25 protein-coding genes are annotated in these 25,456 nt (G+C 65.5%); 11 read left to right on the plus strand and 14 right to left on the minus strand.

The window, feature by feature from the left end; genetic code table 11:
• Nucleotides 1-84: 84 nt before the first annotated feature.
• From ACSVDO_RS12165 to ACSVDO_RS12200, 8 genes are all read right to left on the minus strand, one after another.
• The gene (locus ACSVDO_RS12165; RefSeq protein WP_489592362.1) at nt 85-1,260 is read right to left on the minus strand and encodes an acetyl-CoA C-acyltransferase; all 1,176 of its coding nucleotides are present in this window, start codon (nt 1,258-1,260) and stop codon (nt 85-87) included.
• Between the two features lie 35 nt (nt 1,261-1,295).
• Nucleotides 1,296-3,392: a 3-hydroxyacyl-CoA dehydrogenase NAD-binding domain-containing protein gene (locus tag ACSVDO_RS12170; protein WP_489592364.1), complete on the minus strand. Its 2,097-nt coding sequence runs from the start codon at nt 3,390-3,392 to the stop codon at nt 1,296-1,298.
• Nucleotides 3,393-3,717: 325 nt separating this feature from the next.
• Nucleotides 3,718-4,413 carry an ABC transporter ATP-binding protein gene (locus ACSVDO_RS12175; protein ID WP_332540094.1) on the minus strand — a complete coding sequence of 232 codons (696 nt, stop codon included), beginning with the start codon at nt 4,411-4,413 and terminating at the stop codon, nt 3,718-3,720.
• Nucleotides 4,414-4,415: 2 nt separating this feature from the next.
• Nucleotides 4,416-5,195 (minus strand): ABC transporter ATP-binding protein, encoded by a 780-nt coding sequence (locus tag ACSVDO_RS12180; RefSeq protein ID WP_332540095.1) that lies wholly within the window; start codon nt 5,193-5,195, stop codon nt 4,416-4,418.
• Nucleotides 5,192-6,544: a branched-chain amino acid ABC transporter permease gene (locus tag ACSVDO_RS12185; RefSeq protein ID WP_489592366.1), complete on the minus strand. Its 1,353-nt coding sequence runs from the start codon at nt 6,542-6,544 to the stop codon at nt 5,192-5,194. Before ACSVDO_RS12185 ends, ACSVDO_RS12180 begins: the two co-directional genes overlap by 4 nt.
• 3 nt (nt 6,545-6,547) lie before the next feature.
• Nucleotides 6,548-7,501: a branched-chain amino acid ABC transporter permease gene (locus ACSVDO_RS12190; RefSeq protein WP_332537987.1), complete on the minus strand. Its 954-nt coding sequence runs from the start codon at nt 7,499-7,501 to the stop codon at nt 6,548-6,550.
• Nucleotides 7,502-7,579: 78 nt separating this feature from the next.
• Nucleotides 7,580-8,815: a branched-chain amino acid ABC transporter substrate-binding protein gene (locus tag ACSVDO_RS12195; protein ID WP_332537988.1), complete on the minus strand. Its 1,236-nt coding sequence runs from the start codon at nt 8,813-8,815 to the stop codon at nt 7,580-7,582.
• Between the two features lie 316 nt (nt 8,816-9,131).
• Complete coding sequence (locus ACSVDO_RS12200; protein ID WP_489592369.1) at nt 9,132-10,772, minus strand: 3-(methylthio)propionyl-CoA ligase; 1,641 nt, start codon at nt 10,770-10,772, stop codon at nt 9,132-9,134.
• Between the two features lie 148 nt (nt 10,773-10,920).
• Between ACSVDO_RS12200 and ACSVDO_RS12205 the strand changes: the two genes are divergently transcribed.
• The 5 genes from ACSVDO_RS12205 to ACSVDO_RS12225 all read left to right on the plus strand — a co-directional run bounded on the left by ACSVDO_RS12205 (nt 10,921) and on the right by ACSVDO_RS12225 (nt 14,565).
• Nucleotides 10,921-12,414: a protein adenylyltransferase SelO gene (locus ACSVDO_RS12205; protein WP_489592371.1), complete on the plus strand. Its 1,494-nt coding sequence runs from the start codon at nt 10,921-10,923 to the stop codon at nt 12,412-12,414.
• On the plus strand, nt 12,411-12,821 hold the full coding sequence (msrB, locus tag ACSVDO_RS12210) for a peptide-methionine (R)-S-oxide reductase MsrB (protein WP_332537991.1): 411 nt from the start codon (nt 12,411-12,413) through the stop codon (nt 12,819-12,821). The genes ACSVDO_RS12205 and msrB overlap by 4 nt, the downstream gene beginning before the upstream one ends.
• A 58-nt stretch (nt 12,822-12,879) precedes the next feature.
• Nucleotides 12,880-13,437 (plus strand): septation protein A, encoded by a 558-nt coding sequence (locus ACSVDO_RS12215; protein WP_332537992.1) that lies wholly within the window; start codon nt 12,880-12,882, stop codon nt 13,435-13,437.
• Nucleotides 13,434-13,706: a BolA family protein gene (locus ACSVDO_RS12220; RefSeq protein ID WP_332537993.1), complete on the plus strand. Its 273-nt coding sequence runs from the start codon at nt 13,434-13,436 to the stop codon at nt 13,704-13,706. Before ACSVDO_RS12215 ends, ACSVDO_RS12220 begins: the two co-directional genes overlap by 4 nt.
• 73 nt (nt 13,707-13,779) lie before the next feature.
• Nucleotides 13,780-14,565 carry a peptidylprolyl isomerase gene (locus ACSVDO_RS12225; protein WP_332537994.1) on the plus strand — a complete coding sequence of 262 codons (786 nt, stop codon included), beginning with the start codon at nt 13,780-13,782 and terminating at the stop codon, nt 14,563-14,565.
• Between the two features lie 74 nt (nt 14,566-14,639).
• Here ACSVDO_RS12225 and ACSVDO_RS12230 read toward each other — a convergent pair whose 3' ends face one another.
• Entirely contained in the window at nt 14,640-15,902 is a 1,263-nt protein-coding gene (locus tag ACSVDO_RS12230; protein WP_489592375.1) for an MFS transporter, read from the minus strand.
• Between the two features lie 103 nt (nt 15,903-16,005).
• On the opposite strand from ACSVDO_RS12230, the gene ACSVDO_RS12235 reads away from it, so the two are divergent.
• On the plus strand, nt 16,006-16,794 hold the full coding sequence (locus ACSVDO_RS12235) for an SDR family NAD(P)-dependent oxidoreductase (RefSeq protein WP_489592377.1): 789 nt from the start codon (nt 16,006-16,008) through the stop codon (nt 16,792-16,794).
• Nucleotides 16,795-16,819: 25 nt separating this feature from the next.
• Here the strand turns inward: ACSVDO_RS12235 and ACSVDO_RS12240 are convergent, their stop codons facing one another.
• Nucleotides 16,820-17,059, minus strand: coding sequence for a hypothetical protein (locus ACSVDO_RS12240; RefSeq protein ID WP_489592379.1), 240 nt, complete (start codon nt 17,057-17,059; stop codon nt 16,820-16,822).
• Between the two features lie 113 nt (nt 17,060-17,172).
• A complete protein-coding gene (locus ACSVDO_RS12245) occupies nt 17,173-17,673 on the minus strand; it encodes a hypothetical protein (protein ID WP_489592380.1) in 501 nt (166 codons plus the stop codon).
• Between the two features lie 705 nt (nt 17,674-18,378).
• Here ACSVDO_RS12245 and ACSVDO_RS12250 point away from each other — a divergent pair.
• A complete protein-coding gene (locus ACSVDO_RS12250) occupies nt 18,379-18,843 on the plus strand; it encodes an SH3 domain-containing protein (protein WP_442881504.1) in 465 nt (154 codons plus the stop codon).
• A gap of 9 nt (nt 18,844-18,852) precedes the next feature.
• Here the strand turns inward: ACSVDO_RS12250 and thiD are convergent, their stop codons facing one another.
• The 3 genes from thiD to ACSVDO_RS12265 all read right to left on the minus strand — a co-directional run bounded on the left by thiD (nt 18,853) and on the right by ACSVDO_RS12265 (nt 22,015).
• Complete coding sequence (gene thiD, locus ACSVDO_RS12255; RefSeq protein ID WP_489592382.1) at nt 18,853-19,737, minus strand: bifunctional hydroxymethylpyrimidine kinase/phosphomethylpyrimidine kinase; 885 nt, start codon at nt 19,735-19,737, stop codon at nt 18,853-18,855.
• Nucleotides 19,738-19,799: 62 nt separating this feature from the next.
• On the minus strand, nt 19,800-20,603 hold the full coding sequence (gene eutC, locus ACSVDO_RS12260; RefSeq protein ID WP_489592384.1) for an ethanolamine ammonia-lyase subunit EutC: 804 nt from the start codon (nt 20,601-20,603) through the stop codon (nt 19,800-19,802).
• Between the two features lie 11 nt (nt 20,604-20,614).
• The gene (locus ACSVDO_RS12265; RefSeq protein WP_489592386.1) at nt 20,615-22,015 is read right to left on the minus strand and encodes an ethanolamine ammonia-lyase subunit EutB; all 1,401 of its coding nucleotides are present in this window, start codon (nt 22,013-22,015) and stop codon (nt 20,615-20,617) included.
• 376 nt (nt 22,016-22,391) lie between these two features.
• On the opposite strand from ACSVDO_RS12265, the gene ACSVDO_RS12270 reads away from it, so the two are divergent.
• From ACSVDO_RS12270 to thiE, 4 genes are read left to right on the plus strand one after another with little or no spacing between them, the layout of a single operon-like run.
• Nucleotides 22,392-23,432, plus strand: a complete 1,041-nt coding sequence (locus ACSVDO_RS12270; RefSeq protein ID WP_489596397.1) for an FAD-dependent oxidoreductase — start codon at nt 22,392-22,394, stop codon at nt 23,430-23,432.
• 25 nt (nt 23,433-23,457) lie between these two features.
• Complete coding sequence (thiS, locus tag ACSVDO_RS12275; RefSeq protein ID WP_489592388.1) at nt 23,458-23,655, plus strand: sulfur carrier protein ThiS; 198 nt, start codon at nt 23,458-23,460, stop codon at nt 23,653-23,655.
• Between the two features lie 27 nt (nt 23,656-23,682).
• Nucleotides 23,683-24,498: a thiazole synthase gene (locus ACSVDO_RS12280; RefSeq protein ID WP_489592390.1), complete on the plus strand. Its 816-nt coding sequence runs from the start codon at nt 23,683-23,685 to the stop codon at nt 24,496-24,498.
• 10 nt (nt 24,499-24,508) lie between these two features.
• A complete protein-coding gene (gene thiE, locus ACSVDO_RS12285) occupies nt 24,509-25,438 on the plus strand; it encodes a thiamine phosphate synthase (protein WP_489592392.1) in 930 nt (309 codons plus the stop codon).
• The last annotated feature ends 18 nt before the right edge of the window (nt 25,439-25,456 follow it).

The raw sequence follows: 25,456 nt of genomic DNA on the forward strand, positions 1-25,456 counted from the left end.
AACAAGCGGCCCTGACCCGTTCGCCCTGAGCCCGTCGAAGGGTGAACTTCGATAGATCCAGGGCGATGCAAGCACTATCCGCGCTTACAGCACTTCGAAAATACCGGCCGCGCCCATGCCGCCGCCGATGCACATCGTCACGCAGACCCGCTTGGCGCCGCGGCGCTTGCCTTCGATCAGCGCATGGCCCGTGAGGCGCTGGCCCGAGACGCCATAGGGGTGGCCCAGCGCGATCGCGCCGCCGTTGACGTTCAGGCGCTCGGCCGGAATGCCCAGCTTGTCGCGGCAATAGAGCACCTGCACGGCAAACGCCTCGTTGAGTTCCCACAGGTCGATGTCCTGCACCGTGAGGCCCAGCTTCTTGAGCACCTTGGGCACGGCAAACACCGGGCCAATGCCCATTTCATCGGGCTCGCAGCCCGCGACCGCAAAGCCCAGGAAGCGGCCCAGGGGCTGGAGGCCGTTGCGGCCCGCATAGTCTTCGCTGACAACGACGCAGGCGCCCGCGCCGTCGGAGAACTGGCTCGCATTGCCGGCCGTGATCAGGCCACCGGGCAAGGCGCTGCGCAGTCCGCTGATGCCTTCCTTGGTCGTGCCTTCGCGCGTGCCTTCGTCCCTGGCGACGGTGACTTCGCGCGTGATCAGGCCGCGCACCTTGTCGACCACGCCGGCCGTCACGGTGATGGGCGCGATCTCCGCGTCAAACAGGCCAGCGGCCTGGGCGGCGCAGGCTTTTTGCTGGCTGCCCGCGCCGTACTCGTCCATCGCGTCGCGGCCAATGCCATAGCGCTGGGCCACGGTTTCGGCGGTCTGCAGCATGCTCCAGTAGATCTCTGGTTTGCTGCGCAGCAGCGCCGGATCCTGCAGCATGTGCTGGTTCATTTCCTGCTGCACGCAGGAGATGGATTCCACGCCGCCGGCCACATAGACATCGCCTTCGCCGGCGATGATGCGCTGGGCCGCCGTGGCAATGGTCTGCAGGCCCGAGGAGCAGAAACGGTTTATGGTCATGCCCGAGGTGGTCACGGGCAGGCCCGCGGCCAGCGCGATCTGGCGCGCGATGTTGGCGCCGGTCGCGCCTTCGGGCGTGGCGCAGCCCATGATCACGTCGTCGACGGCGGCGGCGTCGATGCCGGCGCGCTGCACGGCGTGCTTCACGGCATGGCCGCCCAGCGTCGCGCCGTGGGTCATGTTGAACGCACCTTTCCAGCTCTTGGCCAGAGGGGTGCGGGCGGTGGAAACAATCACTGCGGAAGTCATGGAATATCCTTGGGAATTCGTTCGTCGGGCAACGCTTACTGGAAGGTCTTGCCTTCGGCGGCCAGCCGCGCCAGCAGCGGCGCGGGCTGCCAGAACGCCGCGTCGTCGTGCGGGTTCTGCGCAAAGCGGTTCATTGCCTGTACCACGTTGATCAACCCGACCTCGCCCGCGTAGTGCATGGGGCCGCCGCGGTGAATCGGGAAGCCATAGCCCGTGAGATAGACCATGTCGATGTCGCCCGACTTGCCGGCGATGCCGTCTTCCAGGATATGCGCGCCTTCATTGACCAGCGAGAACACCAGGCGCTGCACGATTTCCTCGTCGGAGATCTTGCGCGGCGTGATGCCGTTGTCCTTGCGGTGCTGCTCTATCATCTGATTGACGACCTCGGAAGGAATCGCATCGCGCTTGCCGGCCTCGTAGTCATACCAGCCCGCGCCGGTCTTCTGGCCATAGCGGCCCAGCTCGCAGAGCTTGTCGGCCGTGGCGCTGTACTTCATGTCGGCGCGCTCCACGGCGCGGCGCTTGCGAATCGCCCAGCCGATGTCGTTGCCCGCGAGGTCGCCCATGCGGAACGGTCCCATCGCGAAGCCGAACTTCTCCACGGCCTTGTCGACCTGCTGGGGCGTCGCGCCTTCGTCGAGCAGGAAGCCGGCCTGGCGGCTGTACTGCTCGATCATGCGGTTGCCGATGAAGCCGTCGCACACGCCAGACACCACGGCGGTCTTCTTGATCTTCTTGGCCAGCTGCATCACGGTGGCCAGCACGTCCTTGGCGGTTTCCTTGCCGCGCACCACTTCGAGCAGCTTCATCACGTTGGCCGGGCTGAAGAAGTGCATGCCCACCACGTCCTGCGGACGCTGGGTGAAAGCCGCGATCTTGTCGACGTCCAGCGTCGAGGTGTTGGATGCGAGAATCGCCCCGGGCTTGGCCACGGCGTCGAGCTGCTTGAACACGGTTTCCTTGACGCCCAGCTCCTCGAACACGGCTTCTATGATCAGGTCGGCATGCTTTAGGTCGTCATACGACAGCGTGGTGCTCAGCAGCGCCATGCGCTCTTCGTATTTCTCGGGCTTGAGCTTGCCTTTCTTGACCTGCGATTCGTAGTTCTTGCGAATCGTGCCCAGGCCGCGGTCCAGCGCTTCCTGCTTGGTCTCCAGGATGGTCACGGGAATGCCGGCGTTGAGGAAGTTCATCGCGATGCCGCCGCCCATGGTGCCCGCGCCGATCACGCCCACCGTGCGGATCTCGCGCTGCGGCGTGCTCGAAGGCACGTCGGCGATCTTCGACGCCGCGCGCTCGGCCAGGAACAGATGGCGCAGCGCGCGCGACTCGGGCGTGAACATCAGTTGCGTGAACAGCTCGCGCTCGGTCTGCATGCCGGCGTCGAACTTGCCCACGGCCGCGGCGACCGCGTCCACGCACTTGCCGGGCGCGGGGAAATTCTTCGCCATGCCCTTGACCATGTTGCGTGCGAACTGCAGATAGGCTTCGGCCTGGGGATGCTTGCACGGCAGGTTGCGCACCAGCGGCAGCGGACGCTGGCCGGCAATGTGCTGGGCAAACGCGCGCGCTTCCGAGGCCAGAGAATCCGCCGAAGCCGCGACCAGATCAAACAGCTTCTGGCCGGGAATCGCAGCGAGCACTTCGCTTTGCACGGCTTCGCCGCTGACGATCATGTTCAGCGCGGTTTCCAGGCCCAGCAGGCGCGGCAGGCGCTGCGTGCCGCCGGCGCCGGGCAGCAGGCCCAGCTTGACTTCGGGCAGCGCGACCGACGTCTTGGGTGCGACCACGCGGTAGTGGCAGCCCATGGCCAGCTCCAGGCCCCCGCCCATGCAGACCGAATGGATCGCCGCGACCACGGGCTTGGTCGATTGCTCCAGCACCTTGATCACCGACAGCAGATGCGGCTCCTGCGTCGCGCGCTCGGTGCCGAACTCGGTGATGTCGGCGCCGCCCGAAAAGGCCTTGCCCGCGCCCGTGATGACGATCGCCTCGATGCTCGCATCGGCATTTGCCCGGTTCACCCCCTCGACGATGGCCCGGCGCGTGGCCAGGCCCAGGCCGTTGACCGGCGGGTTGTTCAGCGTGATGACGGCGATGGAGCCGTCCTTCTGGTAGTCAGCGCTCATGCGGTTGTCCCTTGTGGAATGGAAAAGAACGATCGTGCGTTTTTTATTGTAGAAACTTGCGCGCAAATGACCAGTGGGGTTTGTCTCGCCTGGGACAAGGGGGGCAGTCTTGCTGGGAACTACAGTTCGTCCAGAGCAACGTAAGCGAGCCGAAGTCTCGCAAGGCGTAAAAAGAAACAGCAAGCCTCATCCCCCGTTCGTCCTGAGCTTGCCTCGCCGGCCGCGTCTAAGGATGAACGGCCTGCGCTCAAGTCATGAAGACAGGCCGTTCATGGATTCGACAAGCTCACCACGAACGGGTTTGTCCATCGCACCCGCCTGGTGACTAAACCTCCAACCACTCCTTGCGCACCTTCTCATCCGCGCGCAGGCCATCGGGCGTGCCGTCAAAGACAATGGCCCCATGGCCCATCACCAGCGCGCGGTCCGAAATGCGCATGGCAATCGTCAGTTTCTGCTCGATCAGCAGCACGGCAATGCCGCGCGCCTTGATGGTCTGCAGGTATTCGCCGACCAGCTCGACGATCTTGGGCGCGAGGCCTTCGGTGGGCTCGTCGATGATGATCAGGTCGGGGTCGCCCATCAGCGTGCGGCACAGCGTGAGCATCTGCTGCTCGCCGCCCGACATCACGCCGGCCTCGGTGTGCTGGCGCTCCTTGAGCCGCGGGAACATCGCGTACATGTCGTCGAAGCTCCAGCGGCTGCCCTTGCCGTTGCCTTTCTGGCCCAGCAGCAGGTTCTGGTGCACCGTGAGATTGGGAAACACGTCGCGGCTTTCGGGCACGTAGCCTATGCCGCGATGCGCGATCTCGTAGGCCTTGCGGCCCTGGAGCTGCTCGCCTTTCCACTCGAGCGTGCCCTCCCAGTCGACCAGCCCCATCACGGCCTTGGCCGTGGTCGAACGGCCCGAGCCGTTGCGGCCCAGCAGCGCGACGATTTCACCGGGCCGGACTTCGAAGTCCACGCCATGCAGCACATGGCTCTTGCCGTAATAGGCATGCAAGTTGGCAATCTTCAGCATCTTCAGTGCGCTCCCGCCTGCTGATCGGCCACGGCTGATCCCAGATAAGCTTCCTGCACGCGCGGGTTCGCGCGCACCTTGTCGGGTGTGTCGAAGGCGATGACTTCGCCGTACACCACGACGGCGATCTTGTCGGCCAGGCCGAACACCACGCCCATGTCGTGCTCCACCGTCAGCAGCGTGCGCCCTTCGGTGACCTGCTTGATCAGCGCGATGAAACGCGCGGTCTCGCTGTTGCTCATGCCCGCCGTCGGCTCGTCGAGCAGGATCACGCTGGCCCCGCCCGCGATGGTGATGCCGATCTCGAGCGCGCGCTGCTCGGCATAGGTCAGGTTGATCGCCAGCACGTCGCGCTTCTTTTCCAGGTTGATCATCTGCATCAGCTGCTCGGCGCGCGCGTTGGCGTCGTGCAGGCCGGACAGAAAGCGCAGGAAGGTGTACTTGTAGCCCATGCTCCACAGCACGCCGCAGCGCAGGTTCTCGAACACGCTGAGCTTGGGAAAGATGTTGGTGATCTGGAAGCTGCGCGACAGCCCCAGGCGGTTGATCTCGAACGGCTTCTTGCCGTCTATGCGCTGGCCGTGCAGCAGCACTTCGCCGCTGCTGGGTGCAAAGCGTCCGCTGATCAGATTGAACAGCGTCGACTTGCCCGCGCCGTTCGGCCCGATGATGGCCACGCGTTCGCCGGCCTCGACGGCCAGGTTCACGCCGCGGATGATCTCGGTCTTGCCGAAGCGCTTTTGCAGGTCCTTGAGTTCGAGCGCGTAAGTGGTCTGTGTCATGCCTGTGCCTCCCCGCGTTTGATCAGCAATTCGATTTCTTCCTGGATCTGGCTCCACTGGCGCACGAAGCGCCGGCGCAGCATTTCGAACAGGCCGCCACCCACTACCAGCAGCGCAATCGCGCCCAGCCAGCTGTCCGTGCTGCGCGTGTCCAGCGACAGGCCCATGAAGCGCAGGTGATCACCCAGCGCCGCGTTCAATTGCAGGTGGTAGATCATCTCGACGATGGCCGCGAAGCCCGCGACGCCGACCAGCGCGCAGACGGTGAGCAGCGCGTAGCCGGGCAGCAGCCGCTTGAGCTTGCCGAACTTCGCCAGCCGCAGGTTCATCATGATCAGGCTGGCCACGCCGCCGGGCGCATACATCACCATGAACAGGAACACCAGGCCGAGGTACAGCAGCCAGGCCTTGGACAGCTCGGACAGCAGAATGGAGGCGAACACCAGCAGCACGGCGCCGATGATGGGCCCGAAGAAGAACGTCGCGCCGCCCAGGAAGGTGAACAGCAGATAGCTGCCCGAACGCATCACGCTGACGCTGTCGGCCGCGGTGATGATCTCGAAGTTGATCGCCGCCAGGCCGCCGCCTATGCCGGCAAAAAAGCCGGCAATGATGAACGAGAAGTAGCGCACGCGCTGGGTGTTGTAGCCGACGAACTCGACGCGCTCGGGGTTGTCGCGCACTGCATTGAGCATGCGCCCCAGCGGCGTGCCGGTGAAGGCGAACATCAGCGCCGTGCAGACGAAGCAGTAGACCGCGATCAGGTAGTAGACCTCGATCGCCGGGCCGAAGGTCATGCCCAAAAAGGGCTGGCCGTAGACCCGGTCGCTGGTGATGCCGCCCTCGCCGCCGAAGAACTCGGGGAACATCAGCGCCATGGAAGCCACCAGCTCGCCTATGCCCAGCGTGATCATCGCAAACGTCGTGCCCGACTTGCGCGTGGTCACATAGCCCAGCAATATGGCGAAGAACATGCCGCCCAGCCCGCCGATGACGGGAATCAGCACCAGCGGAATCTGCAGGCCAGCGACCTTGTTCATCGCATGGATGGCGATGAACGAGCCCATGCCGGTATAGACCGCATGGCCGAAGCTCAGCATGCCGCCCTGGCCCAGCAGGATGTTGTACGACAGGCAGATGATGATCAGATAGCCGATCTGGCTGAGCATGGTCAGCGCCAGGCTGCTGGTGAACAGGTGCGGCGCGGCGGCCAGCGCCAGCGCAAACAGCGACCAGACGACAAAGCGGCCGATATTGAGCGGCTTGAAGCGGTAGGCCGGGGGCGCAGCCGCGGGGCGCTGTGGCGCCACGCCGTTGCGGGCCGGCAAGGAGGTCGAAGAAGTGTTCATGGCTCAGTCCTCCCGGGTGCCAAGCAGGCCCTTGGGGCGGAAAATCAGGATCAGCACGAGGAACAGGTACGGCAGGATGGGCGCGACCTGGGAAATCGTCAGCTTGAGCACGGGGTAGCCGAACGTCTGGTCGGTGATCTTCGCGCCCAGCGAGCCGAAGAAATGCACCAGCGAGTAATCCAGCGCGACGGCGAAGCTCTGCACGATGCCGATCAGCAGCGAAGCCAGGAAGGCGCCGGCCAGCGAGCCCATGCCGCCGACCACGACCACCACGAAGATGATCGAACCCACCGACATGGCCATCGCCGGCTCGGTCACATAGGTGTTGCCGCCGATCACGCCAGCCAGGCCGGCAAGCGCGCAGCCGCCGCCGAACACCAGCATGAACACGCGCGGCACGTTGTGGCCCAGCGCCTGCGCCATCTCGGGGTGCTTGAGCGCGGCCTGTATCACCAGGCCGATGCGGGTGCGCGTGAGCATCAGCCACACGGCCAGCAGCATCAGCAGCGCGACCAGCATCACGAACGAGCGCGACTTGGGAAACTGCGTGCCGTAGAGGGTGAACAGCGGGCCTTGCAGCTGCGGCGGCAAGGCATAGGGCACGGTGCCGCGGCCCCAGACCAGCTGCACGATTTCCAGGACCAGATAGGACAGACCGAACGTGACCAGCAGCTCGGGCACATGGCCGAACTTGTGCACGCGGCGCAGGCTGTAGCGTTCGAACAGCGCGCCGAGCGCGCCAACCAGCAGGGGTGCGATGAACAGCGCAGGCCAGAAGCCCACCACGCCGCTGAGCGTATAGGCGAAGTAGGCGCCCAGCATGTAGAAACTGGTGTGGGCGAAGTTGAGCACGCCCATCATGCTGAAGATCAGCGTCAGGCCCGAGCTCAGCATGAACAACAGCAGCCCATAGCTGACGCCGTTGAGCAGCGAGATCGTCAAAAATTCAGGATTCATCGCAAGACCCAGAGAAAGAACCGGGGAAAAGAAGGGGCCGGCGCGCGGCCCCTTCAGCGTCGCCTCAGACCGCGGAGATCACGAAGGGCGCTTCATGTCGCAGGAAGTCGGCGTGCTCGCCACGTAGGGCTCGTAGTACTTCACGGGCGCCAGCGTGTAGCCGGTGTTTTCCGAGTCCTTGGGGTACTTGGCATCGGTCTTTTCCCAGCGCGTGATGAACAGGCCCTGCTGCAGCTGGTGGTCGTTCTTGCGCATTTCGACTTCGCCATTGAAGCCCTTGAACTTCATGCCTTCCATCGTTGCCGCGACCTTCACCGGATCGGTCGACTTGGCGCGCACGAAAGCTTCGGTGAGCATCGCGTAGGCGTTGTAGACCGAGGCCGTGTACATGTCGTCGTTGAAGCGCTTCTTGAAGTCGGTGACGATGCGACCGATGTCGCCGGGCAGATTCAGGTGGCCATAGCCCACCGCATAGACCTTGCCCGCCGCGCCCGCGCCCATGGCCGTGGGCGCGCCCGTGGCAATCGCGTAATAGGTGTAGAACTTGACGTTGTTCAGCCCCGCGTCGTTCGCCGCCTTGATCAGCAGCGCCAGATCGGAGCCCCAGTTGCCGGTGATCACCGAGTCGGCGCCCGATTGCTTGATCTTGGCGATGTAGGGCGAGAAGTCGCGTACCTGGGCCAGTGGCGCCAGGTCGTCGCCGACGATCTCCACATCGGGACGCTTGCGCTTGAGCATGTCCTTGGCGTACTTCGACACCTGGTGGCCGTGGGCGTAGTTCTGGTTGATCAGGTAGACCTTCTTCACGTCGGGAAGGTCCTTCATGTAGGTGGTCAGCGCCTCCATCTTCATCGAGGTGTCGGCGTCCAGACGGAAGTGCCAGTAGCTGCACTTGCTGTTCGTCAGGTCGGGGTCGACCGCCGCGTAGTTGAGGTAGACGACCTCCTTGCCCTTGTTGCGCGCATTGTGCTTTTCGAGCGCATCCATGATGGCCAGTGCCGGGCCCGAGCCGTTGCCTTGCACCACGTAGCGCGCGCCCTGGTCCATGGCCGAGCGCAGCGCGCTGGTGGTTTCCTGCGGGCTGAGCTTGTTGTCGATGCCTATCACTTCGAACTTCACGCCCGCGGCGTTCTTCTTGCTGAACTCCTCGGCCAGGAACTGGAAGCTCTTGAGCTGGTTCGAACCCAGCGCCGCCATCAGTCCCGAAAGCGGGTCAAGCCAGGCAATCTTGACCGTCTCCCCCTGCTGGGCCATTGCCCCGCCCGCACTCGCCAGGATCACCGCTGCCGTCACTGCCTTGAAAGCGAACTTCATTGTTTGTCTCCTTATTGGTGGATGAGCAAGTGCAGCGTAGCGGCTTACCTTGGACGTCTGGATGGGGATTGCCCTAGCCGCTATCGCTTAGGTGACTGGGTGCCAACGGTTCGCAAAAAACCGCCGTGCTTGAGAGGTAAAACTACCTGTCGACAGGCAGGCAAAAAGCGAAAAAAAAGCCTGATTCGGAGGAATCAGGCTTCGCCAATAACCGCTCGACGGGCTCAGCACGCCACCCGAACGGATTTATTCACCACGCCATGAACGCCGTTCGCCCCGAGCCTGTCGAAGGGCCGGTATCTGCCGACCGCGCCGCTCAAAGCCCCGGCAGCTTGTACCCCGCCAATTGCTCGCGCAACCGGGTCTTGAGCATCTTGCCGGTCGCGCCCAGCGGAATCGCGTCGACGAACACCACGTCATCGGGAATCTGCCACTTGGCGGTCTTGCCGTCGAAGAACTGCAGCAGTTCCTCGCGCGTGACCACGGCCTGGGCCTTGAGTGCGACCGCGACGATGGGGCGCTCGTCCCACTTGGGGTGGAACATGCCTATGCAGGCGGCCATGGCCACGGCCGGATGGGCCATGGCGATGTTCTCGATGTCGATGGAGCTGATCCATTCGCCGCCCGACTTGATCACATCCTTGCTGCGGTCGGTGATCTGCATGAAGCCGTCCTCATCGATGGTCGCGACATCGCCCGTGGGAAACCAGCCCCGGCCCTGCGCGTCGTAGACCAGCGGACTGCCTTCACCCTTGAAGTAGCTGTCGATGATCCACGGACCGCGCACCAGCAGGTCGCCATAGCTCTTGCCGTCCCAGGGCTGCTCCTTGCCGTCGCCGTCTACGATCTTCATGTCGACGCCATAGATCGCGCGACCCTGCTTCTGCAGGATCTTCATCTTCTCGGCCTCCGGCAGCGCGAGCTGCTTGTTCTTGAGCGTGCACAGCGTGCCCAGCGGGCTCATCTCGGTCATGCCCCAGGCATGCAGCACCTCGACGCCGAACTCATCCTGGAACGTGCGGATCATTGCGGGCGGGCAGGCCGAGCCGCCGATCACCGTGCGCCTGAGGCTGCTGAACCGCAGTCCGTTGGGCTGCATGTAGCCCAGCAGCATCTGCCAGATCGTGGGCACGCCGGCCGCATAGGTCACGCCTTCGGCTTCCATCAATTCATAGAGCGACTTGCCGTCGAGCGCCGGGCCGGGGAACACCACCTTGGCGCCCGTGAGCGCCGCCGAGTACGGCACGCCCCAGGCGTTGACGTGGAACATGGGCACGACGGGCAGCACGGCGTCGCGCGCGGAAATGCTCATCACATCGGGCAGCGCCGCCGCATAGGCATGCAGCGTGGTCGAGCGGTGGCTGTAGAGCGCGGCCTTGGGATTGCCCGTGGTGCCGCTGGTGTAGCACATGCTCGACGCGGTGTTCTCGTCGAACTGCGGCCAGACATACTCCGAAGACTGCGCGCCTATCCATTCCTCGTAGCTGCTCAGGCCCGGGATGCCGGAGTCCACGGGCAGGCGGTCGGCGTCGCACAGCGCCACCCACTTTTGCACCGTCGGGCACTTGGCATGCACGGCCTGCACCAGCGGCAGGAAAGTCAGGTCGAAACACAGCACCTTGTCTTCGGCATGGCCCACGATCCAGGCAATCTGGTCCGGATGCAGACGCGGGTTGATGGTGTGCAGCACGCGGCCTGCGCCACTGACGCCGAAATACATCTCCATGTGCCGGTAACCGTTCCAGGCCAGGCTCGCGACACGCTCGCCCGGCGCCACGCCCAGGGCCTCGACCGCGTTGGCGAGCTGCTTGGAGCGCGCCGACAGGTCACGGTAGGTGTAGCGGTGGATGTCGCCCTCGACGCGGCGCGAGACGATTTCCGCATCGCCATGATGGCGGGCAGCGAAATCGATCAGCGACGAAATCAGCAACGGTTGGCTCTGCATCAATCCCAGCATGAATGGTCTCCAGATGTATATCGCGCCATCCTACCGCGCGATTTCCGCGCCGCCCATGCGCACTGTCACCAATGTTCCGCGCCGATGGTGCACCCGTGGTAAGGCCTGACGCCGACCCGGAACGGCGCACTGGGCGACAATTGCCACCATGAATCCGAACGACACTGCGCGTCCCGAACCCGCCTCGAGCCCCGACTGGGGCTGGCAGCCCGGCTTTGCCGCGCTGGGCCCGGCCTTCTTCACGCACTTGCAGCCCACGCCCGTGCCCTCGCCCTACTGGGTCGGGGTCAGCGCCCCTGCGGCCCAGGCACTGGGACTGGCGCCCGAGTGGCTCGCCAGCGACGAAGCGCTGCAGGCGTTCAGCGGCAACCAGCTGCTCGCGGGCAGCCAGCCGCTGGCTTCGGTCTACAGCGGCCACCAGTTCGGCCTGTGGGCCGGACAGCTGGGCGACGGCCGCGCCATCCTGCTGGGCGAAACCGCGCGCAAGCTCGAAATCCAGCTCAAGGGCGCGGGCCGCACGCCCTACTCGCGCGGCGGCGACGGCCGTGCCGTGCTGCGCTCGAGCATCCGCGAATTCCTCTGCAGCGAAGCCATGCACGCGCTGGGAATCCCGACCACGCGTGCACTGTGCGTGACCGGCTCGCCGCTGCCCGTGCAGCGCGAGACCACGGAAAGCGCGGCCGTGGTCACGCGCTTCGCACCCAGCTTCATCCGCTTCGGCCACTTCGAACATTTCGCAGCGCGCGATCAGATTCCCGAACTGCGCGCGCTCGCCGACCATGTCATCGACCATCACTACCCGGCCTGCCGCGGCGCCAAGAACCCCTACGCCGCGCTGCTGCAGGCGGTGAGCGAGCGCACGGCCGAGCTGCTGGCCCGTTGGCAGGCCGTGGGCTTTTGCCATGGCGTGATGAACACCGACAACATGAGCATTCTGGGCTTGACCATAGACTACGGTCCGTTCCAGTTCCTCGACACCTTCGATCCCGGCCATATCTGCAACCACAGCGACACCCAGGGCCGCTATGCGTTCAACCGCCAGCCCCAGGTCGCCTACTGGAACCTGTTTTGCCTGGCCCAGGCGCTGATGCCGCTGATCGAAGACCAGGAAACCGCGCTGGCCGCGCTCGCGCCCTACAAGACGGTCTATGCCAGCGCTTTTCTTGCGCGCATGCGCGCCAAGCTGGGCCTGCTGCATCGCCAGGACGACACGCGCCACAGCGAAAGCGACGGCGCGCTGATCGAAGAACTGCTGGGCCTGCTGGCCGCCAACCGGGTCGACTACACGGTGTTCTGGCTGCGCCTGACCGATGCCGTGGAATCGGGCGATTTCACGCCGGTGCGCGACCTGTTTCTCGACCGCGAAGGCTGGGACGGCTGGCTGCTGACCTACTCCGAGCGGCTGGTGCAGACCGATGCCGGCAGTGCCCTGGCCGACATGCGCGCCAGCAATCCGCGCTACGTGCTGCGCAATCACCTGGGCGAACTCGCGATACGCGCAGCCAGCGCCGGCGACTTCAGCGTGCTGCAGCAGTTGCTCCAGGTGCTCGAACGCCCTTACGACATCCACCCCGAACACGCGCAATGGTCCGGATTTGCGCCAGAATGGGCTTCATCCATCGCCATCAGCTGTTCATCATGAGCTTTCCCATACAGAAAACCGACGCCCAGTGGCACGCCGTGCTGCAGGAAAAAGGGGCCGAGCCCGGCGCCTATCAGATCACCCGCCACGCGGCCACCGAGCGGCCCTACAGCGGGAAATACGAGCAGCATTGGGCCGACGGCAGCTACCACTGCATCTGCTGCGGCGCCAAGCTGTTCTCGGCCGACACCAAATTCGACGCGGGCTGCGGCTGGCCCAGCTTTTCGCAGGCCATTCCCGGAACCATTCGCGAGATCGTCGATCACAGCCATGGCATGAGCCGCACCGAAACCGTCTGCGCGCAGTGCGGCGCGCATCTGGGCCATGTGTTCGAAGACGGACCACAGCCCACAGGCCTGCGCTACTGCATGAACTCGGCGTCGCTGGACTTCACGCCCGGCACGTAACGAATCCGGGCCGCTGCAGCAGCGGTCCCTGCCATTTCCCTCTCTGGCCCCCAGCCCCATGAAATTACTGATCGACTTCTTTCCCATCATCCTGTTCTTTGTGGCATTCAAGGTCTGGGGCATTTACACGGCCACGGCGGTGGCGATCGCGGCCACGGTGCTGCAGATCGCGTATCTGCGCGTGCGCAACGGCCGCGTCGAGCCCATGCAATGGGTCAGCCTGGGGGTGATCGTGCTGTTTGGCGGCGCGACGCTGCTCGCCGAAAGCGAGACCTTCATCAAGTGGAAGCCCACGGTGCTGTACTGGCTCATGGGCGGCGCGCTGCTGGTGGGCCAGCTCATCTTCCGCAAGAACCTGCTGCGCTCGGTCATGGGCGCGCAGCTGCAGCTGCCCGAGCCTGTCTGGCTCAAGCTCAACTGGGCCTGGGCGGCGTTCTTTGCCGTGATGGGCGCGCTGAACCTGTGGATCGCCTTCCACTTCGACACCGACACCTGGGTCAACTTCAAGCTGTTCGGCGGCATGGGCCTGATGCTGGTGTTCGTGGTCGCCCAGGCGCTGTACCTGAGCCGCTATCTCAAGGAAGACGCCGACGCCGCGTCCAAGGAACTGCCATGAGCGCCCTGCCCCCCATCAGCGCCGACGCCATGGCCGCTGCGCTGCGCGCGCAGCTGGCACCCACGCAGCTTGAAGTCATCGATGAAAGCAGCCAGCATGCAGGCCATGTGGGCGCCAACGACACCGGCTTTGGCACCCATTTCCGGGTGCGCATTGCGGCCCCCGGATTTGCCGCCAAATCGCGCGTGGCACGCCATCGCCTTGTGTATGATGCGCTGCAAGACTTCATTGACCAGGGTGTTCATGCCATCGCCATTGAAGTGCTTTGACTACATGCATGCCTGTTGAGGCATGGCAACGTTGAACACTGAAACGTACCTCTTTTTTCTTTCGGAATTTCGCATGAATAAACAGTTCTTGTCCAGCCTGGTGACGGCTGCCGTTTTGGGTGGTGCTGCCCTGGGCGCTTCGGCGCAAAATCTGGCCGTCGTCAACGGCAAACCCGTTCCCAAGGAACGCGTGGAAATCCTCAAGAAGCAGATCGAGCGCTCGGGTCGTCCCATCTCCCCGGAAATCGAAGTCCAGATCAAGGAAGAAGTCATCGCCCGCGAAATCTTCCAGCAGGAAGCCAGCCGCCTGGGCCTGGAAGCTTCGCCCGCATACAAGACGCAAATGGAACTCGCGCGCCAGTCCGTGTTGATCAACGCGCTGTTCGAAGACTTCAAGTCCAAGAACCCGGTGACCGACGCAGAAATCAAGGCCGAGTACGACAAGTTCGTCGCCGCCAACCAGGGCCAGGAATACCGCGCCAGCCACATCCTGGTGCCCACCGAAAACGAAGCCAAGGCCATCATTGCCTCGCTGAAGAAGGGTGGCAATTTCGCCGAGATCGCCAAGAAGCAATCCAAGGATCCTGGATCGGGCGCGCGCGGCGGCGATCTGGACTGGGCCAATGCCAACAGCTATGTGCCCGAGTTCACGCAAGCCATGATCAAGCTGCAAAAAGGCAGCTACACCCAGACTCCGGTCAAGAGCCAGTTCGGCTACCACGTGATCCGCCTGGACGACACGCGCCAGGCCGAGCTGCCCAAGCTCGAAGACGTCAAGCCACAGGTTGCCCAGCAACTGGAACAGCAAAAGGTGATCCAGTTCCAGGAAAGCCTGCGCGCCAAGGCCAAAGTCGAGTAAACGCGACCAACGCCTGCGTTGAATACAAGAAAAGCGGCCCAGGCCGCTTTTTTTGTTTCTGCCGCAAGCTTTTCTCAGGCTGCGGCGAGACGGGCGGGACGCGCCTCGCGAATCGGCAGATGGATCAGCGCCGCGCCCGCGGCCAGCGCAATGTCGACATACCAGACCCAGTCATAGCTGCCCGTGGCCTGGAAGACCTGGCCGCCGAGGAAAGCGCCGAAGAAGCCGCCAATCTGGTGGGCCAGCATCAGCACGCCGAACAGCATCGCCATGTTCGCCGGTCCGAACATCTTCGCCACCAGCCCTGCCGTGGGCGGCACCGTCGACAGAAACGTCACCCCCATCACCGCGGCAAAGACCAGCACCACGGCCGGCGTCTTGGGCGCGAGCACGAAGGCCAGAACGGCCAGGCCGCGCGCCGCATAGAGCAGCGACAGCAGCGACTTCATGCGCCAGCGCCCCACGGCCCAGCCCATGGCCAGGCTACCCACGATGTTGAACAGGCCGATCAGGGCCAGCGCCCAGCCGGCAATCGCCGGCGGCATGCCGCAGCTCTCGATCACTCCGGGCAGATGCGTGGCGAGAAAGGCGATATGGAAACCGCAGACCATGAAGCCTGCCGCGAGCAGGCCGTAGCTGGGCGTGGCGACTGCGCGCGCCAGCGCCTGGCGGGCGCTGAGCACGGCCACGCCCGATGCACTCGCGGCGGCCGCGGCAATGGCATTGGAATTGCCTTTGAGTATCCACGCCGCCGGCAGCGCCAGCAGCACCAGCACGCCCATCCACTGCATGGAAGCCGCCCAGCCCAGCGAGGCCGTCAAACCCATGGCCACCGGCGCCAGCGCGAACTGTCCGAACGATCCACCCGCATTGACAATGCCCGTGGCCATGCCACGCCGCGCCGCCGGCACCATGCGCGTGCTTGCGGCCATCAGCACCGACGGCCCGGCCATGCCCGCGCCGCCCGCGGCCAGCACGCCTATGGCCAGGATCAGCCCCCAGGTGGTGGTCATCAGCGGCGTGATCACCGTGCCGATGGCGATCAGCACCATGCCCGCGATCAGCACGCGCGCCGTGCCCACGCGGTCGGCGATCGCACCCGCGAAAGGCTGGGTCAGCCCCCACCACAGCTGGCCGAACGCGAATGCCAGGCTGATGTTGGCGACGCCCAGGCCCGTGGACGTGTTCACCGAAGACAGGTACAGGCCCATGGTCTGGCGCACGCCCATGGTGAGCGCGAACGTGCCGGCCGCGGCAAGCAGCACCAGCCATAGCGCATAAGTCGCCTTGGCGGTTGCGGGATCGGCTGGGAGAGGAGATTTGGAAGTGGGCTGCATTGCGGGGCTCCGTTTTCGCATATGATTGCATATACAATTGTTGTAGCTGCAAATGTATCACAGCCGAGACAGCTCTTTTCCCCTGTTTTTCAAGGAAGCAACCATGACCTCCACACCCACCGTTCTGATCACCGGCGCCTCCAGCGGCATAGGCGCAACCTACGCAGAGCGCTTTGCCCGCCGCGGCCATGATCTGGTGCTCGTTGCGCGCGACAAGACCCGCCTTGATGCGCTGGCCAAACGTCTGCAGGAAGAACATGGCGTTACCGTGGGCGTGCTGCAAGCCGACCTGACCGAGTCCGCCGATCTGGCCACTGTCGAGGCGCGGCTGCGCGAGGACGCGCGCATAGGCATCCTGATCAACAATGCGGGAATGGCCCAGACGGGCAGCTTCTTGCAGCAGACCGGCGAAAGCATCGAGCGCCTGGTCACGCTCAACACCACGGCGCCAGCGCGCCTGGCGGCCGCGGTCGCGCCGCGCTTTGCGCAGGCCGGCACGGGCACCATCGTCAACATCGGGTCGGTGGTGGGCTTTGCGCCGGAGCTGGGAATGACGGTCTACGGCGCGACCAAGGCCTTTGTGCTGTTCCTGTCGCAAGGGCTGAACATGGAACTCGCACCCAAGGGCGTCTATGTGCAGGCGGTGCTGCCCGCGGCGACGCGCACCGAAATCTGGCAGCGCTCAGGCATCGACATCAACGCCCTGCCCGAAGTCATGGAAGTCGGCGAGCTCGTCGATGCGGCCCTGGCGGGCTTCGACCGCCGCGAGCTGGTCACGATTCCGCCGCTGCATGTCGCGGCGCGCTGGGATGCGCTGGACGGCGCGCGCCAGGGCCTGATGTCGGATATCCGGCAGGCGCACGCAGCCGAGCGCTACCTGACCCCGGCGTGAGGCGCGCGCGGCGCGCAGCCAGGCTTCAGGGCCGCGGAATGTCGGCCCACTTGCGCAGGCCGTCGGTGCCGGCCGCGGCGCGTGCCAGCAGGATGCCGGCCAGCGTGGCATGCAGCACCGCGCGACCGCGGCCCTGCGCGCGCAGCGCGCACAGCACCAGACCCAGGCCCGCGGCCGCAGTGAGGCAATGCTCGTACGGTGCGCTTGCGCGCGCATCGTCATAGGCAATCATTTCGTGCACGCAGTCCTTGACGCTTTTTTCCATGGCCATTCTCCTTGGGCTGATGACTAGTCCTTCAAATTAATCGGCCAGGCGCCGCGGCCGGGCCGGCGCGCAGGCCGTGCAAGCGTAGTCCATGCGCACAGCGCATGCGCTGGCTACATTTTGGATAATGATGATTCGGACGACGGAAGTGCCGCGCATTGCACGGCATTGGCGAAACCCTCGCCTTGCGATTCGGTTTTGGCAGCGTGGAAAACGGGTTGCGCCGAATTGAGCGCGAACAGAATGCGGTCTTCGCGCGTGCCTCCCAGGCGCTGAATCACGATGGCGCCATCGTCATGGATGTAAATGCGCAACTGGGGCGCCCTGGGGCTTTGCCAATAGCAGGGGTTGCTGTCGAGGCAATGCCAGTTATTTTCCGCCGACATCTGGGTGTGCAGCAAGCCATCCAGATAAGCCTGGTCGTCGTGGTAGTTGGATTCGACCGCGTGCCAGTGCGCGAGCAGGCTGTTGTAAGCCTGCTGCCGCGAAGTGCAAGGCGCCATGTTTTCTATGCGCTTGAGAAAAGCGACTGCACGGCGCTCAAACTCGTAAAACAAGCTGACCTCCTTGAATGTAAGCCGAGTTCGTCCGAGTTGGTTACGAATAGTCGTCAATATGCTATTTCTAACAGATTCTCAGGAGGGCTGTCGAGCAACGTGGGCGTAAGTTTCATACAGTTTCATTTGTGGCTTGCTATTCTCAGAATACCTAGCATTGTTTGCAATATCTGCACTGCGTTTCATCAAGCCAGCAAGGAAATTCCATGCACCGACCGCAACCTGTCGATCCACCCACATCCCCCTCGGTTCCCACCGAATCTCCTGGAGAGATGCCGATTGGCGATCCTCCACCAAGCCCGGCCACGGCACCGCCCATCAAAGACCCTCGACCCGAGCGTGAAGCGGGCTGAGCCAGGCTGGAGATGAACGCGTCAGGGCAATGCCTGTGGCGCGGCTGACGAGATAACGTAAAAGTCATTTCCAACGGCAAGTCGCTGCTCCGCATTTCGCGCACGTGCGCGCGCATGGCGTCCAAAAATGCATGCTGCAGCTGGATGCAATCCTGGCTGGCGGTGCGGCGATGCAACAGATAGCGCGGCGAAAGCCGCTTCATCGTCCCACCCTTCGCGTAGGAGTGCTAGCTAAATTGATAGCAACGATACTTTCTAGAATGGGTTAATCAACTCTAAATTAACTGTACTTCTCATTTGCAGCAAAGATTTCTAGCTCTCTTTTTTGATTTTTCCTGGAACTTCGCGTTCAGGCATGGACTCAGAAAGGCTTTTTCCACCCCTGACCTATCTGATTGGAGCTGCTCCCGTGCTGTCTTTGACCCGCCGTTTCTCGCATTTCATCGCCGCTGCCAGCCTTGCACTGGGCGCGCTCGCGCCCGCCGCGGCCAGCGCCGCCGAATTCGTCAGCATCAAAGGTTCCACGGTGAACGTGCGCGAGAAACCGAACACCCGCTCCGATACCTTGTGGGAGCTGGGCCGGGGCTATCCGCTGCAGGTCACGCAGCGCCAGGGCAAGTGGCTCAAGGTGCGCGACTTCGAATCCACCCTGGGCTGGGTGCATGCCCCGCTCACGGCCAAGACGCCGCACATGGTGATCACCGCGCGCACGGCCAACATGCGCTCGGGCCCGGGCACGAAGTTCAAGCGCGTCGCCACGCTGGAGCAGCATGAAGTCGTGCGCACGGTCAAGAAATCGGGACGCTGGGCCCAGGTGAGGCGCGAAAATGGCCAGCAGGGCTGGATCGCAAAGAGCCTGGGCTGGGGCTGGTGAAACCGGCGCTCAGCCGCGCACAATGACCTGCGCGCGCGGCGCATAGCCGTGGTTCAGCGGTCCATGACCGCTGCCGGTGCGCACATCGGCGCCCGCGGCGATCGCGCCCAGAATGTAGCTGCGCGCGCGCGCCACCGCATCGGGCAGCGCCGCGCCCGATGCCAGTTCAGCCGCAATCGCCGACGACAGCGTGCAGCCCGTGCCATGGCCGTTGTGCGTCACGATGCGCGCCGATTCCAGCCGGTGGCTCACGCCATCGGCGTCGACCAGCAGATCGACCACCCAATCGCCGGGCAGATGTCCGCCCTTGAGCAGCACGGCCGGCGCGCCCAGCGCCAGCAATTGGCGCGCCGCGGCGTCCAGCGCCTCGATACCGGCAATGGGCCGATCCAGCAGCCAGCCGGCTTCGTCGAGGTTGGGAGTGATCAGCTCGACCAGCGGAAACAGCTCGCGCACCAGCGCATCGGCGGTCTCGGCAGCGACCAGGCGGTCGCCGCTGGTGGCCACCATCACGGGATCGAGCACCACATGGGGCAGCTGGTAGCTGCGTATCGCGTCGGCCACCACGCGCACGGTCTCGGGCGTGGCCAGCATGCCGATCTTGACGGCGTCCACGCCTATGTCCTGCACCACGGCATCGATCTGCGCCTTGAGGATGTCGCCGGGAACGGCGTGTATGGCACGCACGCCGCAGGTGTTCTGCGCGGTGATCGCGGCAATCGCCGTCATGCCGAAGCAGCCGAGCGCGCTGAAGGTCTTGAGATCGGCTTGAATGCCCGCGCCGCCACCGCTGTCGGAGCCGGCAATGGAGAGCACGCGCAGGTAGCGCGCAGGGGCCGAAGCTGGCAGGTTGGAGGCGGCCTGGGCGGATTGCGCCGAATGAGGGATTGTCATGGGAAAATTATGGCGCATCCGGCGCCCTTCCCGCCCCAAACCAAGGGCCGCGTCGCCGCGGGCTATTCGCGCCGCGCCAGCGTGAAATCAGACGCTTCTTCCTGTTCGATCCGCCGCAACGGCGCGCTTTCGTCCTTGAGCGCCACGCCCGTGCGTTCGCCGGCGCGCGCCGCGCGCAGCAGCCAGGCGGCGCGCCGCGCGGCCTCGGGGTAGTCCTGGCCTTCGGGCCGCACATTTGAAATGCAGTTGCGCTCGGCATCGCTGCGCCCGCGCCGCGGCGCCCAGGTCAGGTAGATGCCCATGCTGTCGGGCGAGCTCAGGCCCGGGCGTTCACCGATCAACACCATCACCATGCGCGCGCCCAGCCGCTCGCCTATGTCGTCGCCTATCGCCACGCGGCCCTGCTGGGCCAATACCGCAGGCGTCAGGTGCCACGCCGGTGCATCGGCCTGCAGCTCGCCGAGCAAGGCCGCCAGAAACGGCGCCGCATGCCGCTCCACCGCCAGCGCCGACAGGCCGTCGGCGACGACGATGGCCAGATCGGGCGGCGCGCCGCGCTCGGCCTGCAGCGCCTGGGCCGACGCGTCATCGAGTTCGCGCCCCCAATCGGGGCGCTGCAGGTAGCTCGCGCGATCGGGCGCGGCGCTGTGCGCAACCAGCGTGGGCACCCCCAGCGCCTCGATGGCGCCGGCGGTCAGGCGCATGTCCAGCGACCGGTGCACGGCGTCGCGCGCCTGCGCATGCGCCAGTTGGAAGGCCAGCTGCTGCGCGGTAGGAATGCTGATGCCGCTGCGCCCCAGCGCGATGCGCGCCGGCGTGTGGCGGCGCAGCTGTTCCCAGGGGTTGGCGGTGACGGCGCTATCCATGCGGTTCTCCTTCACGTCAGCAGATGCGCAAACGGGCCGTGGCGCGCATCCGCGAGCTGTGCCCGGGCGCCGGGCACGAAGATGCCCGAGCGCTCCAGCCAGGCCTCGAACTCGGGCGCGGGGCGCAGCCCGAGCACGCGGCGCGCATAGAGCGCGTCGTGGAACGACGTGGTCTGGTAGTTGAGCATCACGTCGTCCGAGCCCGGAATGCCCATCACGAAGGTGCAGCCCGCGACGCCCAGCAGCGTCAGCAGCACGTCCATATCGTTCTGGTCGGCCTGCGCATGATTGGTGTAGCAGATGTCGCAGCCCATGGGCAGGCCCAGCAGCTTGCCGCAGAAGTGGTCCTCGAGACCGGCGCGGATGATCTGCTTGCCGTCAAACAGATATTCTGGCCCGATGAAGCCGACCACGGTGTTGACGAGCAGCGGATTGAAATGCCGCGCCACCGCATAGGCGCGCGCCTCGATGGTCTGCTGGTCGCAGCCGTGGTGCGCATTGGCCGACAGCGCACTGCCCTGGCCGGTCTCGAAATACATCACGTTGGCCCCGCGCTGGCCGTCCGCGAACAGGCTGCCGCGCTGCAGCGACAGCGCGGCAGCGTGGGCTTCGGCCAGCAGCGCCAGGTCTATGCCGAAGCTGCGGTTCGCGGCCTCGGTGCCGGCAATCGACTGGAACACCAGATCGACGGGCGCACCGCGCTCCATCGCCTGCAAGGTGTTGGTCACATGCGTGAGCACGCAGGACTGCGTGGGAATGCCGTACTGCTGTATCACCGCGTCGAGCATTTCAAGCAGGCGCATGACCTGGGGAACATTGTCGCTCGCCGGGTTGATGCCTATGGTCGCGTCGCCCGAGCCGTACATCAGGCCGTCAAGCACGCTGGCAGCAACGCCGGCCGCGGCGTCGGTCGGGTGGTTGGGCTGCAGCCGCGTCGACAAGCGCCCGCTCAGACCTATGGTGTTGCGAAAGCGCGTGGTGACCTGGCATTTGCGCGCGACCTGGATCAGGTCCTGGTTGCGCATCAGCTTGGAGACCGCGGCCACCATTTCGGGCGTGAGGCCGGGCGCGAGCGCCGTCAGCACGGCGCCGTCGACCGCATCCGACAGCAGCCAGTCGCGCAAGCCGCCCACGTCCATTCCGGCCACGGGCGCAAACGCAGCCGCGTCGTGGCCGTCGATGATCAGCCGCGTGACTTCATCGGACTCGTAGGGAACCAACGCTTGCTGCAGGAATTGCGCCAGCGGCACCTGCGCCAGCGCCATCTGCGCCGCGACGCGCTCCTCGGCCGACTGCGCGGCCAGGCCCGCGAGCTGATCGCCTGAGCGCTCGGGCGAAGCGCGCGCGAGCAACTGCGCGAGGCTGTCGAAGACATGGCGGCGCACGCCTATGGTCTGGTGGTAAACGGGCATTTGAACTTCGGTTTGTCAGCGGTTGGACCCATTCTGGCCCTCCTGCGCGCCAGCGCAACTCCTGCCCTGCCGCCGGGGTCGCGCCGCTTGTGCTGTAATTCGACTTCAACGGACGAAACAGGGGTGTCCCATTGCCGGCCAGGTTGCCCAGCGCAGCCATGACCGCGATGCGCGACTGAGAAACACCCTGGGGCACCCAACCGCAGCCTGTGCTGCCGCCCCGCTACCCGATCCAGGTCATACTGGCGTGGGGAGTTTCCTGCAAAGCGTGGTCACGCCTTTTTTGTCCCTGCCGTATTGACGGGACTTATCGACGGGATTTCCCATGCCTTGCCTACAACCTTCCTCGCGCATCGCCATTCTGGGCGCGGGTCTCATGGGCCGATTGCTGGCCTGCTCGCTCGCACGCCAGGGCCACCAGATTGCGCTCTACGACGCCCATGGCCCGCAGGCCGATGGCGCGGCCGCGCGCGTCGCCGCGGCCATGCTCGCGCCGCTGGCCGAGTCGGCCGTGACCGAACCGGGCGTGGTGCGCATGGGCCAGCACGCGCTGGGCCGCTGGCCGCAGATCATTGCCGAACTCGACGGCCATGTGTACTTCCAGCAGAACGGCACGCTGGTGCTGTGGCACCGACAGGACGCGGGCGACGCCCAGCGCCTCTGCGCGCTGTTCGAGAAGAACCGGCGCATCAACGACTCCCTGCCCGCGCTGCAGACGCTGTCGGGCCAGGACTTGCACGCGATCGAGCCCGCGACCACCCAGCGCTTCACGCAAGGCGTGTACCTGCAGGGCGAAGGCCAGCTCGACAACCGCCAGCTGCTGGCCGCGCTGCTGGCCACGCTGCAGCGCCTGGGCGTGCAAATGCATTGGGAAACGCCCAAGGAACTGGGCGACTTCGCGCCCGGCCAGCCGGGCCAGCCCGACTGGGTGCTCGACTGCCGCGGCCTGGGCGCGCGCCCGGCCTGGCCGCAGCTGCGCGGCGTGCGCGGCGAAGTGGTGCGCGTGCATGCGCCTGAAGTCACGCTGCAGCGGCCCACGCGGCTGGTACATCCACGCTATCCGCTGTACATCGCGCCCAAGGAAGACCATCTGTTCGTGATCGGCGCGACCGAGATCGAGTCCGACGACATGTCGCCCGCGAGCGTGCGCTCCACACTGGAGCTGCTGAGCGCGGCCTATACCGTGCACTCGGGCTTTGCCGAAGCGCGCATCGTCGAGATCGCCAGCCAGTGCCGCCCCACGCTGCCCGACAATCTGCCCGCCGTGCGCCGGCTGTCGCAGCGCGTGCTGGAAGTCAACGGTCTGTACCGCCACGGCTTCATGATTTCTCCGGCGCTGCTCGACGTGGTGCTGGAACTGCTGACCACGGGCGACTCCGCCTTGGCGCGGCGCTTCGACGTGCCCGTGCACCAGTGAGTCCCCTCCTGCCGGAAACTGCCCCATGAACATTCTTCTGAACCAACAGCCGCTGGCCCTGCCCGAGGGCGCGAGCCTGGCCGACGCCCTGGCGCTGCAGGCGCTGCGCCCGCCCTATGCCGTTGCCGTCAACACCCAGTTCGTGCCGCGCGCGCAGTACGCCGCGCGACCGCTGCAAGACGGCGACCGCGTCGAAGTCGTGTCGCCCGTGACCGGCGGCTGATCCACTGAATTCACCGAGTTTGCCAAGATGAACACCACCACTTCCTCCGACAGCGATCCACTGGTCCTTTACGGCCAGACCTTCCACAGCCGCCTGCTGCTGGGCACGTCGCGCTATCCTTCGCCGGCCGTGCTCGAAGCCGCAGTGAAGCGCTCGCGCCCCGCCATGCTCACGGCCTCGCTGCGCCGCCAGGGCAGCCAGGCCGCCGAGACCGGCGCAGGCTTCTGGGAGATGCTGCGCCGCCTGGACGTGCCCGTGCTGCCCAATACCGCGGGCTGCCTGAGCATCCAGGAAGCCGTGACCACGGCGCAGATGGCGCGCGAAGTGTTCGACACGCCCTGGATCAAGCTCGAACTGATAGGCGACGACTACACGCTGCAGCCCGATACGCTCAATCTGGTCGAAGCCGCATCCATCCTGATCAAGGACGGCTTCCAGGTGCTGCCTTACTGCACCGAAGATCTGGTGCTGTGCCAGCGCCTGGTCGATGTCGGCTGCCAGGCCGTGATGCCCTGGGCCGCGCCCATAGGAACGGGCCGCGGCCCGGTCAATCCCTATGCGCTGCAGACACTGCGCGAGCGCCTCACGGTGCCGATGATCGTCGACGCCGGCCTGGGCCGGCCTTCGCATGCCTGCCAGGTGATGGAATGGGGTTTCGACGGCGTGCTGCTCAACACCGCCGTGGCGCTGTCGCAGGACCCGGTCGCCATGGCCGGCGCGTTTGCCGACGCCACGCACGCGGGCCGCGCGGCCTGGCATGCGGGCGCGATGGCTGAGCAGCAGTCGGCCCAGCCCAGCACTCCGGTGCTGGGAACGCCGTTCTGGCACCACGACGGCCCCTGAAAGAGACGCAATGACTTCGACCGACATCGACACCCTGGCACTGTCCATCGTGCATCACCACGCTGCGGCGTTCGCGCCCGAAGGCAGCGACCGCAGCGCGCTGCCGCCCCAGCCCGTGCCGCCCGCCACGCGCAGCGAGCCCGCGTATCTCGCGGCGCTGCAGGCCTGCTCGCAGCTGGGCTTCATCGCCGTGGACGCCGAATGCCTGGCGCGCGCCTGGCAGGCGCAGACCGAGCGCACGGGGCAGTTCGACGCCGCGCACTGGCCCGATGACGGGCGCGACTTCGGCCTGATTGCAGCCGACGCCGCCCTGCCCCCGGCGTTTGCAGCCTGCCCGCGGTCGCTGGGCCTGTACGCCGTGCTGCCCGACGCGCAATGGGTGGGCCGCATGGCGCGCGCCGGCGTACCCACGGTGCAGCTGCGCTTCAAATCGGAAGATGCCCAGGCGATCACGCGTGAAGTCCAGGCCGCCGTGGCGGCTGTGCAGGGCACGGACGCATTGCTGTTCATCAACGACCATTGGCAGGCGGCGCTCGACGCCGGCGCCTATGGCGTGCATGTGGGCCAGGAAGACCTGGACGCCCTGCCGGCCGCCGCGCTCGATGCGATGCGCGCGGCCGGCGTTCGCCTGGGCGTCAGCACCCATGGCTACGCAGAGATGGTGCGCGCCCAGGCCGTGCGCCCCAGCTACATCGCGCTGGGCGCGGTGTTTCCGACCACACTCAAGCGCATGGCGACCGCGCCGCAGGGCGTGGCGCGGCTCGCGGCCTATGTGCGCTTGATGCGCCAATACCCGCTGGTGGCGATTGGCGGCATCAGCGCCGAGCAGTTTCCCGAAGTGCTGGCCACGGGCGCGGGCTCGATCGCCGTGGTGCGCGCGCTGGTCAACGCGCCGGACCCCGAAGCCCAGGCGCAGGCATTGCAGGCCGCCTGGCGCTGAAACCAGCTGCCGTCACGG

It is taken from the genome of Comamonas sp. DB36, from assembly GCF_057914905.1.

Bases quoted from the DNA above. Each gene is read 5' to 3' on its own strand.
- ACSVDO_RS12165 (WP_489592362.1), bottom strand. From the start codon at position 1,260: ATGACTTCCGCAGTGATTGTTTCCACCGCCCGCACCCCTCTGGCCAAG.
- ACSVDO_RS12170 (WP_489592364.1), bottom strand. From the start codon at position 3,392: ATGAGCGCTGACTACCAGAAGGACGGCTCCATCGCCGTCATCACGCTG.
- ACSVDO_RS12175 (WP_332540094.1), bottom strand. From the start codon at position 4,413: ATGCTGAAGATTGCCAACTTGCATGCCTATTACGGCAAGAGCCATGTG.
- ACSVDO_RS12180 (WP_332540095.1), bottom strand. From the start codon at position 5,195: ATGACACAGACCACTTACGCGCTCGAACTCAAGGACCTGCAAAAGCGC.
- ACSVDO_RS12185 (WP_489592366.1), bottom strand. From the start codon at position 6,544: ATGAACACTTCTTCGACCTCCTTGCCGGCCCGCAACGGCGTGGCGCCA.
- ACSVDO_RS12190 (WP_332537987.1), bottom strand. From the start codon at position 7,501: ATGAATCCTGAATTTTTGACGATCTCGCTGCTCAACGGCGTCAGCTAT.
- ACSVDO_RS12195 (WP_332537988.1), bottom strand. From the start codon at position 8,815: ATGAAGTTCGCTTTCAAGGCAGTGACGGCAGCGGTGATCCTGGCGAGT.
- ACSVDO_RS12200 (WP_489592369.1), bottom strand. From the start codon at position 10,772: ATGCTGGGATTGATGCAGAGCCAACCGTTGCTGATTTCGTCGCTGATC.
- ACSVDO_RS12205 (WP_489592371.1), top strand. From the start codon at position 10,921: ATGAATCCGAACGACACTGCGCGTCCCGAACCCGCCTCGAGCCCCGAC.
- msrB (WP_332537991.1), top strand. From the start codon at position 12,411: ATGAGCTTTCCCATACAGAAAACCGACGCCCAGTGGCACGCCGTGCTG.
- ACSVDO_RS12215 (WP_332537992.1), top strand. From the start codon at position 12,880: ATGAAATTACTGATCGACTTCTTTCCCATCATCCTGTTCTTTGTGGCA.
- ACSVDO_RS12220 (WP_332537993.1), top strand. From the start codon at position 13,434: ATGAGCGCCCTGCCCCCCATCAGCGCCGACGCCATGGCCGCTGCGCTG.
- ACSVDO_RS12225 (WP_332537994.1), top strand. From the start codon at position 13,780: ATGAATAAACAGTTCTTGTCCAGCCTGGTGACGGCTGCCGTTTTGGGT.
- ACSVDO_RS12230 (WP_489592375.1), bottom strand. From the start codon at position 15,902: ATGCAGCCCACTTCCAAATCTCCTCTCCCAGCCGATCCCGCAACCGCC.
- ACSVDO_RS12235 (WP_489592377.1), top strand. From the start codon at position 16,006: ATGACCTCCACACCCACCGTTCTGATCACCGGCGCCTCCAGCGGCATA.
- ACSVDO_RS12240 (WP_489592379.1), bottom strand. From the start codon at position 17,059: ATGGAAAAAAGCGTCAAGGACTGCGTGCACGAAATGATTGCCTATGAC.
- thiD (WP_489592382.1), bottom strand. From the start codon at position 19,737: ATGACAATCCCTCATTCGGCGCAATCCGCCCAGGCCGCCTCCAACCTG.
- eutC (WP_489592384.1), bottom strand. From the start codon at position 20,603: ATGGATAGCGCCGTCACCGCCAACCCCTGGGAACAGCTGCGCCGCCAC.
- ACSVDO_RS12265 (WP_489592386.1), bottom strand. From the start codon at position 22,015: ATGCCCGTTTACCACCAGACCATAGGCGTGCGCCGCCATGTCTTCGAC.
- ACSVDO_RS12270 (WP_489596397.1), top strand. From the start codon at position 22,392: ATGGGCCGATTGCTGGCCTGCTCGCTCGCACGCCAGGGCCACCAGATT.
- thiS (WP_489592388.1), top strand. From the start codon at position 23,458: ATGAACATTCTTCTGAACCAACAGCCGCTGGCCCTGCCCGAGGGCGCG.
- ACSVDO_RS12280 (WP_489592390.1), top strand. From the start codon at position 23,683: ATGAACACCACCACTTCCTCCGACAGCGATCCACTGGTCCTTTACGGC.
- thiE (WP_489592392.1), top strand. From the start codon at position 24,509: ATGACTTCGACCGACATCGACACCCTGGCACTGTCCATCGTGCATCAC.